General features: G+C 48.9%; 11 protein-coding genes and 1 pseudogene. All 12 read left to right on the forward strand.

Annotated elements, in window-relative coordinates:
- Window positions 1-897, forward strand: a complete 897-nt coding sequence (locus tag BUC01_RS01055; RefSeq protein ID WP_073312446.1) for a glycerophosphodiester phosphodiesterase family protein — start codon at window positions 1-3, stop codon at window positions 895-897.
- A gap of 79 nt (window positions 898-976) precedes the next feature.
- Window positions 977-2482, forward strand: a complete 1506-nt coding sequence (locus BUC01_RS01060) for a sulfatase (protein ID WP_025830494.1) — start codon at window positions 977-979, stop codon at window positions 2480-2482.
- On the forward strand, window positions 2475-3821 hold the full coding sequence (locus BUC01_RS01065) for an MFS transporter (RefSeq protein WP_073312447.1): 1347 nt from the start codon (window positions 2475-2477) through the stop codon (window positions 3819-3821). The genes BUC01_RS01060 and BUC01_RS01065 overlap by 8 nt, the downstream gene beginning before the upstream one ends.
- Before the next feature lie 138 nt (window positions 3822-3959).
- Window positions 3960-5276 (forward strand): ATP-binding protein, encoded by a 1317-nt coding sequence (locus BUC01_RS01070; protein WP_025830493.1) that lies wholly within the window; start codon window positions 3960-3962, stop codon window positions 5274-5276.
- Between the two features lie 554 nt (window positions 5277-5830).
- A complete protein-coding gene (locus BUC01_RS01075; RefSeq protein WP_025830491.1) occupies window positions 5831-7447 on the forward strand; it encodes a DUF6377 domain-containing protein in 1617 nt (538 codons plus the stop codon).
- A gap of 378 nt (window positions 7448-7825) precedes the next feature.
- Entirely contained in the window at window positions 7826-8344 is a 519-nt protein-coding gene (locus BUC01_RS01080; protein ID WP_025830490.1) for a DUF5004 domain-containing protein, read from the forward strand.
- A gap of 14 nt (window positions 8345-8358) precedes the next feature.
- Complete coding sequence (locus BUC01_RS01085) at window positions 8359-9525, forward strand: hypothetical protein (RefSeq protein WP_025830489.1); 1167 nt, start codon at window positions 8359-8361, stop codon at window positions 9523-9525.
- A gap of 21 nt (window positions 9526-9546) precedes the next feature.
- The gene (locus BUC01_RS01090; RefSeq protein ID WP_073312448.1) at window positions 9547-12480 is read left to right on the forward strand and encodes a SusC/RagA family TonB-linked outer membrane protein; all 2934 of its coding nucleotides are present in this window, start codon (window positions 9547-9549) and stop codon (window positions 12478-12480) included.
- A 46-nt stretch (window positions 12481-12526) separates the two neighbouring features.
- Complete coding sequence (locus tag BUC01_RS01095) at window positions 12527-14047, forward strand: RagB/SusD family nutrient uptake outer membrane protein (protein WP_139261779.1); 1521 nt, start codon at window positions 12527-12529, stop codon at window positions 14045-14047.
- A gap of 25 nt (window positions 14048-14072) precedes the next feature.
- Window positions 14073-15302 carry a glycoside hydrolase family 99 protein gene (locus BUC01_RS01100; RefSeq protein ID WP_025830487.1) on the forward strand — a complete coding sequence of 410 codons (1230 nt, stop codon included), beginning with the start codon at window positions 14073-14075 and terminating at the stop codon, window positions 15300-15302.
- A 60-nt stretch (window positions 15303-15362) separates the two neighbouring features.
- The gene (locus tag BUC01_RS01105; protein WP_025830486.1) at window positions 15363-17384 is read left to right on the forward strand and encodes a glycoside hydrolase family 97 protein; all 2022 of its coding nucleotides are present in this window, start codon (window positions 15363-15365) and stop codon (window positions 17382-17384) included.
- 172 nt (window positions 17385-17556) lie between these two features.
- Window positions 17557-18051 (forward strand): annotated as a pseudogene (locus BUC01_RS01110) (cupin domain-containing protein); the annotation flags it as partial.
- Window positions 18052-18105 lie beyond the last annotated feature (54 nt).

Below are 18105 nucleotides of genomic sequence, written 5' to 3' on the forward strand. Positions count from 1 at the left end.
ATGAAAAAGATATTTTTTATACTCGTTTCCCTATTGGCAACTCTCCAACTCTGCGCACAAGACAGAGTCAGCCAAATCCGTGAAAAACTATTGAACCGTGACCAAAGTTCTGTTATCGTAGCTTCACACCGCGGCGACTGGCGCAACTTCCCTGAGAATTCTCTGGCGGCAATAGACAATGCCATTAAAATGGGAGTGGATATTGTGGAACTGGATGTACAACGCACCAAAGACGGACAGTTGATACTAATGCACGACCCGACATTAGACCGCACTACTACGGGAAAAGGGAAAATTGCAGAGGTAACACTGGACTCCATCAGAAAACTAAAACTGAAAAATGGCTGTGCTATCCGCACAATTCACAATGTGCCGACTCTGGAAGAAGCATTAATGCATGCCAAAGGGAAAATAATGTTGAATCTTGATAAGGCGGACCGATACTTTGAACAGGTATATGCCCTGATGGAAAAGACAGGAACCACCAAACAGATTATCATGAAAGGCAATAAATCGGCAGAAGAAGTAAAGAAACAATTTGGCGATTATCTGAATGACGTGATTTATATGCCAATCGTCAACCTGGACAAGGTAAATGCGGAACAGCAAATAGAAACTTTCATCAAGGATATGAACCCCGTAGCCTTTGAGCTATTATATGTAAAAGATACCAATCCTCTCCCTGCCAAATTGAAATCATCCCTCGACGGACGGGCACTTATCTGGTATAATACGCTTTGGGATACAATGGCAGGCGGACACGACGATGACATGTCATTGGAGAATCCGGATGCAGGTTACGGATATCTGATTGACAAGCTGGGAGCAAGAATCATCCAGACCGACCGTCCCCAATATCTGCTCGACTATCTGAGAAACAGGAAATTACACGATTAATATCAGGGTAACAAAAGAAGATGTATTCCGGGCTTTTTAGCCTGGAATACCCTTCTGCATCCCTATAACATGACTATTTATGAATGGAAAACAGATTATTTCCGGATTAGCCGCAACAATAACAGGCATACTTCCTGCCGGGGCACAAACAGACAAAGAAGCTGTAAAACCTAACGTTATCTTTATCTTGGCTGATGATTTGGGATGGACGGATTTAGGTTGTTATGGCAGCTCATTCTATGAAACTCCCAATATTGACCGGTTGGCCCAAGAAGGGGTACGTTTCACAAATGCCTATGCCGCCTGCCCGGTCAGTTCACCCACGCGTGCAAGTTTCCAAACAGGAAAATATCCGGCAAGGCTTCATCTGACGGATTACATTCCAGGTGGATATGCCGTAGCTTCACGCAAAAAGATAATAGATACATCTTGCCCCATATTGCCCGTTGGATTTGTACAGAATATGCCATTAAGTGAATTAACCATTGCCGAAGCATTAAAAGCGGAGGACTATCAGACAGCCCATATCGGAAAATGGAATTGTTCTGTCGATTCTCTGACTTATCCGCAATACCAGGGTTATGATATAAATATAGCCGGATGTAATAAAGGTGGACCGGGTAAAGGCGGCTATTTTTCTCCTTATCACAATCCTTATTTAAGTGACGGACCGGAGGGAGAGTACCTGACCGACCGTTTAGGGGATGAGTGCATTCAGATTATCCGTCGGTTCAAAGACAAACCTTTCTTTATCAATCTACCTTTTTACCAAGTCCACACGCCCCTGTTAGCAAAACCTGAGAAAGTGAAACACTTTGAAGAAAAAGCCCAAAGAATGGGATTGGAGTCGCTAAGGGCATTTGAAGAGAAACCGGAATGGAAAGACAAACAACCTTTCCAGGATGCTACACACATTGAGAGAGTCATTCAGAGTAATGCGATATATGCTGCCATGATTGCCAGTATGGACGAAAACATAGGCAAGATTATCAATGAACTGAAACGCCTGGGGCTCTATGAAAACACCATTATCATATTTACTTCCGACAATGGCGGTCTCTCTACTTCCGAAGGTTCTCCTACATCCAATCGACCGTTGAGGGGTGGAAAAGGGTTCACGTATGAAGGAGGTATAAGAGAACCTCTTATCGTAAGGATGCCCGGTATGAGAAATGCAGGGATATTATGCGACAGCATCGTGATTTCTACGGATTACTATCCTACAATATTGGAAATGACGGGAAGCGAGTTGCATCCCGAACAGCATGTGGACGGCATCAGTCTACTTCCACTTTTGGAGAATAAGAAACGCACGGAACGGGATGCTGTGTACTGGCATTATCCTCATTACTCTAATCAGGGAGGACGACCTTCGGGTGCTATTCGCATGGGAAACTACAAATTACTTCAATTTTATGATACCGGAGAAGTCGAGTTGTACGATTTATCGATAGATTTATCTGAAAAGAAGAACCTGAAAGATGAGAAACCGGAAGTTACACAAGAATTATTAAAGAAGTTGAATGATTGGCGTAAAAGCGTAGATGCGGATATGCCTGTAAAGAATACTAAGATATATGATTAAAAGAATACTTGATTTCTATAAAATATCATTTCCGGCTGCGGAACCCCGCCATGATGAAGATGCCCGCCGGTTCAAGTCAATCCGCCTGGCCACTTTCCTCTCTGCAACCATGGGCTACGGCATTTATTATGTCTGCCGCCTCAGCATGAATATCGTCCGCAAACCCATTGTTGAAGAAGGGGTATTCACAGAGACGGAATTAGGTATCATCGGCTCATGTCTTTTCTTTGTCTATGCTGTAGGAAAACTGACCAATGGTTTTTTGGCCGACCGTAGCAACGTAAAACGTTTCATGTCTACCGGATTGCTTTGTTCGGCAGTGATAAACCTTGTGCTGGGTTTTACAAACTCTTTTTATGCTTTTGTCCTTCTCTGGGGACTGAATGGCTGGTTTCAGTCAATGGGGGCAGCCTCGGGAGTTGTTTCCTTGAGCCGTTGGTACAGTAGTAAAGAACGAGGAACTTATTATGGATTCTGGTCGGCTAGCCACAACATAGGCGAGGCATTGACATTCATATCCATCGCATTGGTAGTCAGTTGGGTGGGGTGGCGATATGGAATGATAGGAGCTGGAATTATTGGTTTATCAGGTTTTCTCATGATGTCCGTCTTTATGCGTGATACTCCTCAAAGTCAAGGCTTCTTATTGAATGAGGAAACAATACAGAATAGCGTTGACAAAAGGAAACAGTCAGAAGAATTCAGCCGGGCACAAAAAGCAGTTCTCCGTAATCCGGCTATCTGGATACTGGCACTTTCAAGTGCTTTCATGTATATCAGCCGCTATGCGGTAAATAGCTGGGGAGTATTTTATCTGCAAGCTCAAAAGGGATATGATACGTTGGATGCGAGCTTTATCATCTCTATCAGTTCCATTTGCGGCATCATAGGTACAGTCCTGTCCGGTATCATTTCCGATAAGCTGTTTTCCGGTAGCCGGAATATTCCCGCACTGTTTTTCGGACTGATGAATGTGGTAGCCTTATGCCTGTTTTTACTTGTGCCCGGTGTGCATTTCTGGCTGGATGCCTTGGCAATGGTATTATTTGGGTTAGGCATCGGAGTGCTGATTTGTTTCCTTGGCGGACTGATGGCCGTCGATATTGCCCCGCGCAATGCTTCGGGAGCCGCTCTCGGAGTGGTAGGCATTGCAAGTTACATCGGTGCAGGGTTGCAGGATATAATGAGTGGTGTACTGATAGAAGGGCAAAAGACCGTAGTGAACGGAACAGATGTGTATGATTTCACCTATATCAACTGGTTCTGGATTGGCGCGGCGCTGTTGTCAGTAGTGCTGGCGTTGCTGGTATGGAATGCAAAGTCGGCAGATACAGAATAAGAATATTCAGAAAAAACGCCACTCATTTGGTTAATCTCATTATTCTCTGTATTTTTGTTCCGTAACCGTCAGTTCCGTAATGCGCATTACGGAACTGACGGTTACGGAACTTATTTATAATCACATAAACCACTGATTATGAAATTCTACGATAGAGAACAAGAAACGGCTAAATTGCAGGAGATACAGCAAAAATCACTCCTGCAATCTCAAATGACTATCATTACAGGACGGAGACGTATCGGTAAAACCCAGCTACTACTGAATGTCACGGCGGAGCAACCCACGCTATATTTCTTTGTGGCACGCAAAGCAGAAGCCGACCTCATCGCCGACTTTCAAGCCATCATAGCCCGCAATCTGAACATCCCCGTCTTCGGACAAGTAACTTCTTTTGCAGAACTGTTCCGCTTTCTCATGGAATACTCCGCCACTCATCCCTTCAATCTCATTATTGATGAGTTTCAGGAATTCTTCAATATCAATCCAGCCATTTACAGCGAAATGCAACACTATTGGGATGTCAACAAAGACAAGAGCCGAATAAACCTGCTACTCAGCGGTTCTGTTTATTCATTGATGCAAAAGATATTCCAGAACAGCAAGGAACCGCTATTCGGCAGAGCCACAGCGTATATCCGGCTGAAACCTTTCCGCACAGACGTGCTGAAGCTAATTCTATCCGACCACCACGCCCGCTATACGAACGAGGATTTACTCGCTCTATACGCTTTTACCGGAGGCGTGGCAAAGTATGTACAACTCTTTATGGACAACGGCATTTTTACCAAAAAGAAGATGTTGGACTATATGATACAGGAAGACTCACTCTTCATTGCCGAAGGGAAAAATATGCTCGTTGAAGAATTCGGAAAAGATTACGCCGTCTATTTTTCTATTCTGGCCGCTATTGCAAGGGGAGAAAACACACGTGCCAAAATAGAAGCTGCCGTTCAGAAAGAACTCGGCGGTTACTTGTCCCGATTGGAAAAAGACTTTAGCCTTATTGAAAAGAGTATCCCGCTGCTGGCCAAGGTAGAGACCAAAAACGTACGCTATCGACTATGCGACAACTTCTTGTCATTCTGGTTCCGCTTCATCTTCAAGTATTACTATATGGTTGAGATCGGCTCCTACACTATGCTACGTGAGATTATAGAACGCGATTATGAAATATTCAGTGGTCTGGCATTAGAGAAATATTTCACGGCACGCTTCATGGAAGAGCAACGCAGCACCCGCATAGGCGGTTTCTGGGATCGGAAAGGAGAGAACGAAATAGACCTTATCACATTGAACGAGTTAGAGAAGTCCGCGCGCATCATTGAAGTGAAGCGCCAGAAACGAAAAATAGATATGGAACGTTTACGGACAAAAGGCAGTTTCTTCATTGAAAGTTCCGACTTAACGAATTATCAAGTAGAATATATGGGATTATCCATGGAAGACATGTAATCTGCCATACAAATAAACAGCCATTACGCAGTTTTAACATCATAAAGACAACCATTTAGCCTTTTAGGCTACATCCCTTTTATACAAAAGAGATGAAACAGAAGAAATCCTGCATATAGCGCAGCATCCATATGCAGGATTTCCGTATAATATACCTCCTTTATGCACTAATCCGGCAGAAAAAGCCAATATCTTGCCGACAGACTCTTAACTTCCTGCCGACAAGAAGTTAACTTCTTGCGAACAAAGAGTCAACTTCATCGTAGAGGAACACACTTTTTATCGTAGAAGAGCGCCACCTTCCTTATAAAGGAACAAACAGAGAAGGGTATTCCGATTTATTAGACTTGTAAAGAATCTGATATTCCACTGATTCTATTGCATTTACAGTTTTCCATTCCCATCTTTTCCAACATTCCGAAAGAGAGGCGGAAAGAACACATCCTGAAACTATTAAAAATACAAAGTGTCAGAATGATATTGATTTTTCAATTTATTCTCCTACATTTGCAAAACCCCGTTAGGAAAAAAGACATGAACCTATACGTAATACAATGAAAAAAAGCCTCTTTCTCCTCTTCCTGTTATCCGTTACCGGTTGCCTCAGAGGGTATTCCGCCTCCCTGCCTTTAGATACTATGCTCGTACAACTGGACACCCACCTGGCAAACAGTAAGCAATATATCGACCGGAAAGAGAAACAAATAGCCGAATGGCGACGGAAACTCGGGGAAGCCGTATCCGACGAGAAACGTTACGAAGCCTCCATCCACCTGTTCGACGAATACAAATCCTATAAATACGACTCAGCCTACACCTACGCCAACAGATCCCTGCACCTGGCAGAGAAACTGCACAACCGGGGATACGTAGCAGAAGCAAATGGAGGAATCGTATTCTGCCTGTTGTCCTCGGGACTGTTCAAAGAAGCCTTCGATGTGATAAGCAGAATTGATATTACAGACGTATCCCTCTCCAGCCGGATAGCCTACTACTCTCTGTACAGCCGGTTGTACTACGACATTGCCGACTACAACCACGAAGCCCCTTTCCAAAACGAATATATAGAAAAGGGAAGTCTCTATACCGATTCATTGCTAAGGCTGCTTCCCGAAAAATCACTGAAATGGTGGTACTCCGTAGGCCAAAAGCAAATGAAAGAGCGGCAATATGATGCCTCCATTTCCTCGTTCAGCACCCTATTGCAGAGGAAAGACCTCGATCCGCATACGGAAGCAATCGTTTCATCCAGCCTGGGCTGGATGTATTACGGCCGTAATGATAAGGAACTTGCCATGACCTACCTGATACGGGCCGCCATCGGAGACATCCGTTCCGCCACCAAAGAAACCACCGCCCTGCGTGTATTGGCCGGACTGCTTTATGAACGGGGCGACATCAACCGCGCCAACAATTATGTACGTCTGGCACTGGAGGACGCCAATTTCTACAACGCCCGCCATCGTAAGATTGAGGTAGGCTCCATCCTGCCCATCATCGAGCAAGACCGCTTCGACATCGTAAAGAAACAACGGAATGTACTGATAGGGTTCGTCTCCCTCGTATCCTTATTATTCATCCTGTTGCTGATTGCCACCCTCATCATCTACAAGCAGGTGAAGAAACTGCGTACCGCCCGCCACACCATCGAAGAGCGCAACCAACAGTTACAGCAGACCAACAACCAGTTGTCCGAGGCCAATAACATCAAAGATGAATACATCGGCTATTCCTTCTATCTGAATTCCGAATACATCGACAAGATGGAAACCCTCTACAAGATGATTAACCGGAAGATAGCCGCACGCCAATACGACGACCTGCGCACCTCCTTCAAAGAAGCCGACCTGAACAAAGAACGGGATAACATGTACGCCTCCTTCGACGAAACCTTTCTGAAATTATTCCCCGGTTTCATCGCCGCTTACAACAAACTATTCCCCGCCGAAGAGCATACACGCAGCGAAAACGAGAAATCGCTCACTTCCGAAATGCGCATCTTTGCCCTGATACGCCTGGGCATCTGCGAAACAGAACGTATCGCCAAATTCCTGAATTATTCCATCCACACCATCAACACCTACAAAACCCGCGTTAAAAACAAGTCGCTGGTGTCAAACGAACAGTTTGAAGCAAAGATTATGGAAATAGCCGCCGTTGCCCCTCAATAAACGTCGTGTCCGGCATATAGATCCAACGCATCCGATATATAGATCCAAGCCGCAGCATCTATATATCCAACACGCTGCATCTATATATCCAGCACATCCGATATATAGATGCTGCAAACAGGGCATAAATTAGAAGAAAACAGCCTGTTACAAGGCTATATTTCCTTTATACAAATCGGATATTCAGCAAAACACTAACCACTGATAATAAGCATATTAGCAGCATACCAACGCAAAAAAGCATTATACAATACATAGATATTTTTTCTTTTCCCTCCAAACCCCGTAGCTTTGCAATGTCGGTCGGAAGAAAACCTTCCCGCGACCAATGCATTGTTTAAGAGTTAACCGATTTATTCATTAAAAAAACTACAACCTATGAAAGCATTGAAATCCTTGTATGCTTTACTACTACTGTCATTGATGACCGGTGTATTTTTCACCGCCTGCAATGATACCGACGACGGTTCTTATGTAGCTCCCATCACCTTAGGCGAGAAAATCCAGGGAAAGTGGACGCTCAAATCAATCCGGCAAGTGGACGAGACCAACGGGCAGGCACTCGACCTGACCGGGAAGTTCAACTTCACCTCGTTCACCATCGACCTGAAAGTGGATGCGGACAACGTCCCCACCTCTTTCAATATAGAAGGCAGCGCCCCCGCCCTTCTGCCCACTACAGGCACATGGAACATGGAAAAACCGTTTACCAACGCCGACGGAACAGCCAGCAAGATATTGCTCTATTCCGATGCTTCCCAGTCGAAGAAAGCGGGAGAACTCACCGTCACCGCCACACCGGGTGCCAACCGCGTGCTGGAGTTCAAGATGACGCGCAAAGTAAAAGGCCAGCCTTTCGTATCGTATGTGTATAACCTGGTACCCGTTACCGAATAATGGAGGAAAGAATCATGAAAAACATATTCACAGCATTACTGGGCATCGTTCTGATGCTTCTGCCCAACATCGCATTTGCAGGCAAATTCCCCGGTGTTCCCAAAGTATGGACAGTGCCTGCCGTCTATCAGTTTGATGAAGAAGTCACTTTCTTTTTCGATGTAACCGACATTGGCTTCCAGGAAGGGGTGGATCTCTACCTTTGGGCATGGGAACCTACCGAGCCTGATGCGGGAAACCGTGACAACTCTTCCGACTTTGCCAAACTGGAATATACCGGAAACGGCATCTACAAGAAGACCATGACCCCGACCCAATACTTCAACTGCGGACTGGAAAAGTTTGACAGCTTTGCCGGACTCTGGATGCAACTCAAGGTAAAGAACGACGGAGACTGCACCACGGAATTTTCCGCCCCCGACTCACGCCAGGTATTCAAGGATTTCGCCGAATCGGGCAAAGACATCCTGTTCTACCCCGACAAATTCCTGCTGAAAGATCCTCTCTCCATCCTGGTGAATGCCAACGAACTGGAAATAGGCGGAAAGAAAGGCGGATTATACGACCTGGACTTTACATCGCTCAACCTGCACAGTGGTCTGAACAACTGGGAAGTGATGCAAGGCATCAAAGTGTGGCTGCCCAACGTTATGGAAAAGACAGCCTTCAAAGACCTGGGCAACGGTCTGTACAAGTTCGATATGACTCCCTTCGAGTACTACAACAGCACCATAGCCGACGACGGTTCGATAGAAGCCCCGGCAGTGCCCGACGACTATGAACTGGAGAACATGACCTACATCATCGTCCCCATCGTAAACGGAGACTGGGGTCCCGGCAGTGGCGACCGCTTGCAGAAAGCCGGCAACGCCCCCATTTATCCCGACCCTGCATTCTCCTACTTCCCCCAGAAAATCTGTGCACTGGACATCGTGACACTGACACGCCAATGGAACGAAAAGAATGCCGGTACGCTGAAATACACCATCACCGCAGGCAGCAGAACCATCACGGGCGACATGGAAGGAAACCGCGACAAACGCGAAGCCTCCGTCAATCTGTTGAAGGAATTGGAAGGACTGACCAACCTAAGCAAAATCAGCCTGAAGATAGAGACTGCCAATGGAATCACGGTAGTCAACACCGACATTCCACTGATATCATTATCGGAAATCGAATAATCCTCTAATCTACCGAAGAATATGAAACGTAAAGCTATATATACCCTTTGTTCCCTTTTCATCCTATTCATGATGACGGGACTCTGCGAAACCGCAACGGCGCAGAACATCACAGCTACCGGAAAGGTAGTGGACAAGAACCAGGAACCGCTGATTGGCGCCACCGTACGGATAGTAGGGGCACAAGGCGGCACCATCACCGGAATGGACGGAGACTTCAGCCTCAGCTGCCCGTCGAACAGCACGCTCGAAATCTCCTTCGTAGGCTACATCAGCCAGAAAGTAAACGCAGGCACCCGCCTCAGCATCGTATTGCAGGAAGACGCCATCGCCCTGGAAGAAACCGTGATTGTCGGTGTGGGATACGGAACAATGCGCAAATCGGACCTGACCGGCGCCATCACTTCCGTCAACGCCAAAGACATGAAACAAGGTATCATCACCAGTGCCGAACAGTTGCTGCAAGGCAAAGTAGCTGGTTTGTCCGTTGTGCAAAGTTCCGGCGCTCCCGAAGCAGGCGCTTCCATCCGTTTACGTGGTGGTACGTCACTTTCAGCCAGCAACGGCCCCCTGGTGGTGGTGGATGGAATTCCCGGAGTGGACTTCAACTCCGTGCAACCTTCCGAAATTGTATCCATCGACGTACTGAAAGATGCCTCGGCGGCAGCTATCTACGGTTCGCGGGGTGCTAACGGCGTCATCATCGTAACAACCAACCGTGCTGCCAGCGATACGGAGCAGAAAAGTATACAGTACAACGGTTACGTAGCCATCGGCCAGGTAGCCAAACACATGGACTTGCTCAGTGCCGACCAGTGGAGAGCATACGTCCGCGAGAACAACGTGGGACAGGCCATCGACTACGGAGCCGATACCGACTGGCAGAAAGAACTGGAACGCACAGCCATCTCACACTCCCACAACGTAGCCATCAGCAATTCGCGCAAAGACAACGGTTACCGTGCCTCCATCACCTATCAGAACAACCAGGGCGTGATAGTCCGCAACAGCATGAACCGCCTTGCCGGTAGCCTCGCCGCTTACCAGACCGGATGGAACGGGCGCCTCCGCATCGAGGCAGGCATCAACGCCAACTTCGACAGCTGGCATCCCATCGACAACCGCATCTTCGAGCGTATGACCAACCTCAATCCCACCTTCCCGGTATATGACCAGAACGGCGACTTCGCCCAAATAGGCGGTACCAACACCGAGAATCCGGTGGAAATCAACGCCAACCGTGCCGACGACCGGAAACGCCACCGCTTCCTGGGCTACGGTAAAGTGGAACTCGACCTGGTGAAAGGACTGAAAGCCGTAGCAAACGGTTCATACGAATATCAGTCTACCGAAGGCGGTCTTTACAAACCCACCTACGCCATGATGGAAGGAAAGAGTGAAAAAGGCTGGGGACAACGCACCTATGCCAAATATACCAACAAACAGATAGAAACCTATCTGAACTACGACCTGGAACTGGCCCGGATTCACCGGATGAACTTCATGGCCGGTTATTCTTATCTGATTAACGTATACGATGGCTTCGGCTCCAGCCGCAGCGGCTTCGACACGGATGCTTTCCTGTACAACAACCTGGCTGCCGGCTCCGACTTCCGTGCCGGTGACGTGTACTCTTACAAAGGAGAAGCCAAACTCGCCTCTTTCTTCGGACGTATCAACTACAACCTCATGGGCAAATATATGCTGACTGCCACCCTGCGAAGAGACGGTTCCTCCCGCTTCGGGGCAAACCACAAATGGGGTACATTCCCCTCTGTCTCCCTGGCATGGCGCATCTCGGACGAAACCTTTATGGAAAGTACCACAAGTTGGCTGAACAACCTGAAACTGCGTGCCGGATATGGTGTAACGGGTAACCAGGCGGGTATCGGCGAATACAAATCACTGGCCGTGCTCAGTGCAGACGGTGCTTCTTATTATGACGCTGCCTCCGGTACGTGGAAGAAATCATACGTACAGGCACAAAACGTAAATCCCAATCTGAAATGGGAATCTACGGCACAGCTGAACATCGGCCTTGACTTCGGGATATTCAACCGCATCAATGGTACAATCGAGTTCTACCACAAGAAGACCAGCGATTTACTCTGGACATACCCCGTTCCGCAACCGCCTTATCAAGTGGGCACCATGCTGGCAAATGTGGGTGACCTAGTAAATAAAGGGATTGAAGTCAGTCTGAGCGCCAACATCCTTCGACAGAAAGACCTGACACTGGACGCTAACGTAACCTTTGCCTACAACGACCAGGAAATCACCAAACTGTCAAACGACGCCTATCAGGCAGTAGGACTCCAGGCCGGTTCACTGCACGGACTACGTGGTATGTCGGGCATGTACTCCCAGATTATCAAAGAGGGATATCCCTCCGGTGCTTTCTACGGCCCGAAGTGCAGTGGCATCGACTCCGACGGCAATTACATCATCAACCGTGATGAAGACGGTAAGCCGATCAACGAATACCTGGGCAGCGCGCAACCCAAGTTCAACCTGGGCTTCGGCATGAACCTCACCTATCGGGACTTCGACTTCAGCTTTGCCGGTTATGGCATGTTTGGGCAGAAGGTGCTGAACGCCACCCGCATGGCCATGTTCGACCCTACCCGTCTGCCTGCACAGAATGTACCCGATGACTTTCTGGAAAGTGGCATCAAGAGCGACCCGGTATTCTCAAGCTATTTCGTAGAGAACGGTTCTTTCTTCCGTCTGCAATCCGTAACCCTGGGTTACACGCTTCCGGGAGTCAAGAAAATCGGTCTGGAAAAGATACGCTTCTACCTGACAGGCGAGAATCTCTTCTGTATCACCGGCTACAGTGGCATCGATCCTGAAGTCAGCCTGCCGGACAACGTTCTGGAAGGTCCCGGCATCGACCGTTTCAACAGCTACCCGCGGCCACGGACTTTCTCACTGGGAGTGAATATATCGTTCTAAATGAAGAACGAAGGATGAAGAATTAATAATGAAAGATTTGAAGATTATGAATAAAAAACTAATATCAGCTTTACTCGGCGCATCGTTGATGCTCGGTGCATGTACCGACCTGAACGAGACCTTATATGATAAAGTTTCCATGGACGACTATGGACAGACTTCCAATGAAGTGCAGACCATCGTTGCAGGCGCTTACGCCACCCTGCGCGGTTATGGTGCCGACACCGACGAAGGCAACGGAGCCAACTGTTACCCCACTTGCGAATATGTATTCTTTCTGAGTGCCTGTGCCTCTGATGAAGCCTGCATCCCTACCCGCGGCACGGACTGGTATGACGGCGGACGTTACCAACAGGTGCAATATCACACCTGGGATGCACAGAACCAGATGATTCTGAGTGCCTGGCGTTATCCCTTCATCGGCATCTCCAAAATCAATGCCATCATCTATCAAGTGGACCAGTCGGAACTGACCGAAGCAGCCAAAGACAAGGTGAAAGCTGAGTTGCGCGGCTTGCGTGCTTACTATTATTATCAGTTGCTCGACCAGTTCGGTGCCGTACCCATCACAACGGACTTCACCGCATCGGGATTGCCTCAGAAATCCAGCCGCCAGGAAGTATTCAACTTCGTGGAAAAGGAACTGACCGATATTATGGAACTTCTCCCCTCAGGCGTGCAATATGCCCGCTTCACCCAGAATGTGGCAAACACTTTGCTTGCCCGCCTCTATCTGAATGCGGAAGTATATACCGGCACTCCGCGCTGGCAGGACTGTCTGGATGCCTGCGAGAAGGTAAGCGGTTATGCGTTGACTGCCAACTATTTCGACAGCTTCAAAATAGTAAATGAAACATCGTCCGAAATCATCTTCGCCATTCCTTATGACCACAAACAGGGAACGGTAGGCAATTATCTGGCATCCATGACTTACCACTACAACCAGAAGAAGGCATTCACTGCCGATGAGTCTTATCCCTGGTGCGGCAACGGCATCTGTGCACAACCGGGACTTTACTCCTCGTTCGATGAAACGGATGTGCGCCGGGGTTCGCTCCTGATCGGGCAGCAGAAAAGTGCCAAAGACGGCAGCGACGTATTAATGGATGATGGCGAACCGCTGAACTACACCGAAGAGATAGAGAATTATGAGAAAGCGAAACAGAACGAAGGTGCCCGTCTGGATAAATATGAATGGAGCTCAACGGACATCTGGGAACGTGACAACGACTGGGTATTGATGCGTTACGCCGAAGTACTGATGATGAAAGCGGAGGCTAACTTCCGCCTGGGCTTTACGGCAACCGCACTGCCTTTTGTCAATCAGCTCCGCGTCCGTGCCGGTTTAGCCGAACTGACCGCCTTGACAGAGAACGACCTGGATAAAGAATGGCAGCACGAATTTGTATTCGAAGGACTGCGCCGCACAACGAATATCCGCTTCGGAACTTTCTTCAAGCCCTGGTGGAATAAAGGGGAAACACCCAAATACAGAGGTGTATTTCCTATCCCGGCCGAGGAACTGGCAAAGAACCCGAATTTGGAACAGAATCCGGATTATAAGTAAATTAAGTTTCATAACTCAGAATACAATGAAGCGAATTACATCTATATGTTTCCTGCTTGCAGCCCTCCTCACCGGGGGGGCTTGCAGCAACGGGAATGATGATTCCGGCAACGGCGGCGGCAAGGAATTGCCCGGAGCGCTCGACCCGGTAACCGTCACCAAAACCAACCCGATGAAGGTATATGCCCACTACATGCCCTGGTTTGAGACTCCTGCAACCAACAATGACAAGTGGGGGCAGCACTGGACTATGGCTACCTGTAACCCCGACCGTCAGAACTCCAATGGCCGGCGTGAGATTGCCGCCCACTACTATCCGCAGATAGGCCCGTATGCATCCAGCGACGCAGTCGTACTGAATTATCACGCCCTCCTGATGAAGTATTCCGGCATAGACGGAGTAATGATCGACTGGTACGGCATCCAGGACAAACATGACTACGCCGCCAACAAGCGAAATACGGAAGAGCTGGTGAAAGCCGTCGAACGCGTCGGCCTCGACTTTGCCATCGTTTATGAAGATGCAACCCTGAGCGACCTGAGTGATGCCGGCAAAGTGACGCAAGCCCAAGCCGACCTAAAGTATCTGGAAAGCCAATTCTTCAAGAAGAGTAATTATATCCGGGTAAACAACCAACCGCTCCTGATGATTTTTGGCCCGCAGCAAGTGAACACTCCCAAAGACTGGACAACCATCTTCAGTGCCCTCGAAGCAAAGCCCGCCTTCGTGGTACTGAACGGATTTTCCGGCAAAGCGAACAACAGCCTGGAACAAAATGCCATCGGTGAGTTCCTTTGGGTAAATCCCGCTCCCAACTACTCCGATACCGGAAACTTCGGCTGCTACATCGGCGGAGCCATGCCCGGCTTTCACGACTATTACCGGGAAGGCGGCTGGGGCGACGGCTACACCACCTACGATGCAGAGAACGGCGTCCTCTTCAGCCGCCAGCTGGATGCCGCCCGAAAAGCGGGGTTGAAGTATCTCCAGATAAGCACCTGGAACGACTTCGGCGAAGGCACCACCATAGAGCCCACCCTGGAATACGGCAACCGTTATCTGACCGCCTTGCAGCAATTCACCGGCATCTCTTATCAGGAGAAAGCGTTACAGGAAATATACCGCTGGTACACACTGAAGCAGAAATACGCCAACGATAAGGATAAGGCTTCCAAATATCTGACACAGGCTTTCTACTACTTCATCTCCCTGCAACCGGACAAGGCCGGAGAACTAATGGACGAATTAGAATAATAACACTATCTTCCTTGTCAACTGAAACCTTGTCAACTAATAACTAAAAAAAGAATAGGTATGAATAAATATAGCATAAAAAGATTACTCGGCGTATGCCTGTCCTTCGCATTGCTGGCAGCCTGCACCAACGGAGAACGGACAGAAACGTTACAGTCGCCCGACGGACAGCTCAGCCTGACCACCGGGGTGAAGGACGGAAAGGCTTACTACTCGCTGGCGCGGGGCACCGAAGCACTTATCCATCCCTCAAACCTGGGATTCACTCTGAAAGACGGCCCCCTGAACGGAGACTTTCGTGTGAAGGATGTGAAACGGACATCCTCCGATGAAACCTGGATGCAGCCCTGGGGTGAAGAGATTGAAGTACGCAACCACTACAACGAGCTGACACTGAACCTGGAAGAACGCAGCGGACTCCGGCGCAACCTTTCCGTTGTCTTCCGCCTCTTCGATGACGGACTGGGTTTCCGTTATTTCTTCCCCGAACAGGAAAACCTGAAAGAGTTCGTCATCATGGACGAGGAGACGGAATACGCATTACCCTGGGATGCCCGTACATGGAGTATTCCGACAAACGGCACCAAGTATTACGAGGGTGTTTACACCGCCGCTCCCATCAGCCGGAAAGATACCGTCTCCACTCCCATCACCCTGGAAGTGAACGACAGTCTTTACATGACGCTGCATGAGGCGAATCTGACAGACTACGCCAGCCTGAATCTGACACCGAAGGGAGAAGGGGAGACTGCTGTAACCATTCGCGCAGCCCTCACGCCGTGGAGTACCGGTGAAAAGGTATTCGCCACCGCCCCTTTCGTCACCCCCTGGCGCACGGTTATCGTCGCACGTAAACCCGGTGACCTGATCCTCTCCCGCCTGATGCTGAACCTGAATGAACCGTGCCGGATAGAAGATACCTCCTGGATAGAACCGGGACGCTACATCGGCATCTGGTGGGGTATGCACATGGAGAAATATACCTGGGCACAAGGCCCCAAACACGGTGCCACCACTGCCAACACCATGCGCTACATCGACTTCGCCGCCCGTCATGGTTTCAGCGGAGTACTGGTAGAGGGCTGGAACTACGGCTGGGACGGTGACTGGACACGTGATGGCGACAAATTCAGCTTCACCCGTGCCTACCCCGACTACGACCTGAAAAAGCTGGCCGACTACGCCCGTCAGAAAGGTCTCCGCCTCATCGCCCACAACGAAACAGGCGGTGCCGCCGTCAACTACGAACAACAGCTGGACAGTGCCTATACCCTCTACCGCTCACTCGGCATCAATGCCGTAAAGACAGGATACGTCAACCCCATGCTCGACCACAAAGAGTTGCAACACAGCCAGTACGGTGTACGCCATTACCGCAAGGTTATCGAGACGGCCGCCCGCTACGGCATCATGGTCGATAACCACGAGCCCGCCATGCCCAGCGGTCTGCAACGCACCTACCCCAACCTGATGACCCAGGAAGGAGTACGCGGACAGGAGTATGATGCCTGGTCCGCCGATGGCGGCAACCAACCCGAACATACCTGCATCATCCCCTTCACCCGCGGACTTGCCGGGCCGATGGACTTCACACCGGGAACGTTCAACTTCACCAACCCCGTCTATCCGGGCACACGGGTACAGACCACGATTGCCAAACAACTGGCTCTAAACGTAGTTCTGTTCAGCCCGTTGCAAATGGCATCGGATATGATAGAGAATTATGAAGGAAGACCGGAGTTCTCATTCATCACCTCCTGCCCCACCACCTGGGCAAAGACGGTGGTGCCCGACGCAAAGATAGGCGAATATGTAGTCATAGCCCGCAAAGACCGCAACAGCGAAAACTGGTTCGTGGGTTGCATCACCAACCGGGAATCACGGGAGATAAAGTTAGCCCTGGATTTCCTTGATGCCGATGCGTCCTACAAGGCTACGCTCTACCGCGACAGCAAGGATGCGGACTACGAAAACAATCCTTATCCGGTAGTCATCAGTGAGCAGGAAGTAAATGCCGGCACAGTACTGAATCTCCCTCTTGCACGGGGCGGAGGAGCCGCCATACGGATAGAGAAGATATAATCAATCTTACCATAAAAGATGGCATAAGGAGTTTTACCGTAAAATAGGTATGATAATCAGTAATCTGTATACAGCGTGCTAACGTCAGACGCCGTAACTTTGTAACCGGAAGAAGGAAACCAAACGATCCTTCTTCCGGTTAAGTTTTTTAATACCTCAAAGCAATACGGATATGAAGAAGTTAATACTTATTTTTATGGCTGTGGCAATGATATTGCCCAACTATTACAACTCATTAAATGCACAGAACATGGAAAAGAAATCTCCTGAACAAACCAGTGCATTTCCCACAGGTGACAAACTGCCGGAAATGTTTTCACAGTATTTCATAGGGCAAGCCTATCTGGCCCGGCTGACGCAGAACAAGGACCTGAACTGTCCTATCTCTAACGTAACTTTCGAACCGGGTTGCCGCAACAACTGGCACAGCCACACGGGCGGACAAATTCTGGTAGCCGTAGGCGGCAAAGGTTATTATCAGGCACGTGGTGAAGCTGCCCGCCTGCTGTTGCCGGGCGATGTCGTGGAAATCCCCGCCAACGTGGAGCACTGGCACGGTGCGGCTCCCGATAGTTGGTTCTCCCACCTTGCCATCGAATGTAACCCGCAAACCAACGAGAACACCTGGCTCGAACCGGTGGATGACAAACAGTATGCCGAGGCAACCGGTTGTCAGAATGAGGTGGTACAGGAATGAGTTGGATTCAGTTGTACAAGCGAG

Source organism: Bacteroides stercorirosoris (assembly GCF_900142015.1).
Classification (GTDB): domain Bacteria; phylum Bacteroidota; class Bacteroidia; order Bacteroidales; family Bacteroidaceae; genus Bacteroides; species Bacteroides stercorirosoris.

Bases quoted from the DNA above. Each gene is read 5' to 3' on its own strand.
- BUC01_RS01060 (WP_025830494.1), top strand. From the start codon at position 977: ATGAATGGAAAACAGATTATTTCCGGATTAGCCGCAACAATAACAGGC.
- BUC01_RS01105 (WP_025830486.1), top strand. From the start codon at position 15,363: ATGAATAAATATAGCATAAAAAGATTACTCGGCGTATGCCTGTCCTTC.
- BUC01_RS01095 (WP_139261779.1), top strand. From the start codon at position 12,527: ATGAATAAAAAACTAATATCAGCTTTACTCGGCGCATCGTTGATGCTC.
- BUC01_RS01075 (WP_025830491.1), top strand. From the start codon at position 5,831: ATGAAAAAAAGCCTCTTTCTCCTCTTCCTGTTATCCGTTACCGGTTGC.
- BUC01_RS01055 (WP_073312446.1), top strand. From the start codon at position 1: ATGAAAAAGATATTTTTTATACTCGTTTCCCTATTGGCAACTCTCCAA.
- BUC01_RS01100 (WP_025830487.1), top strand. From the start codon at position 14,073: ATGAAGCGAATTACATCTATATGTTTCCTGCTTGCAGCCCTCCTCACC.
- BUC01_RS01085 (WP_025830489.1), top strand. From the start codon at position 8,359: ATGAAAAACATATTCACAGCATTACTGGGCATCGTTCTGATGCTTCTG.
- BUC01_RS01090 (WP_073312448.1), top strand. From the start codon at position 9,547: ATGAAACGTAAAGCTATATATACCCTTTGTTCCCTTTTCATCCTATTC.
- BUC01_RS01080 (WP_025830490.1), top strand. From the start codon at position 7,826: ATGAAAGCATTGAAATCCTTGTATGCTTTACTACTACTGTCATTGATG.
- BUC01_RS01065 (WP_073312447.1), top strand. From the start codon at position 2,475: ATGATTAAAAGAATACTTGATTTCTATAAAATATCATTTCCGGCTGCG.
- BUC01_RS01070 (WP_025830493.1), top strand. From the start codon at position 3,960: ATGAAATTCTACGATAGAGAACAAGAAACGGCTAAATTGCAGGAGATA.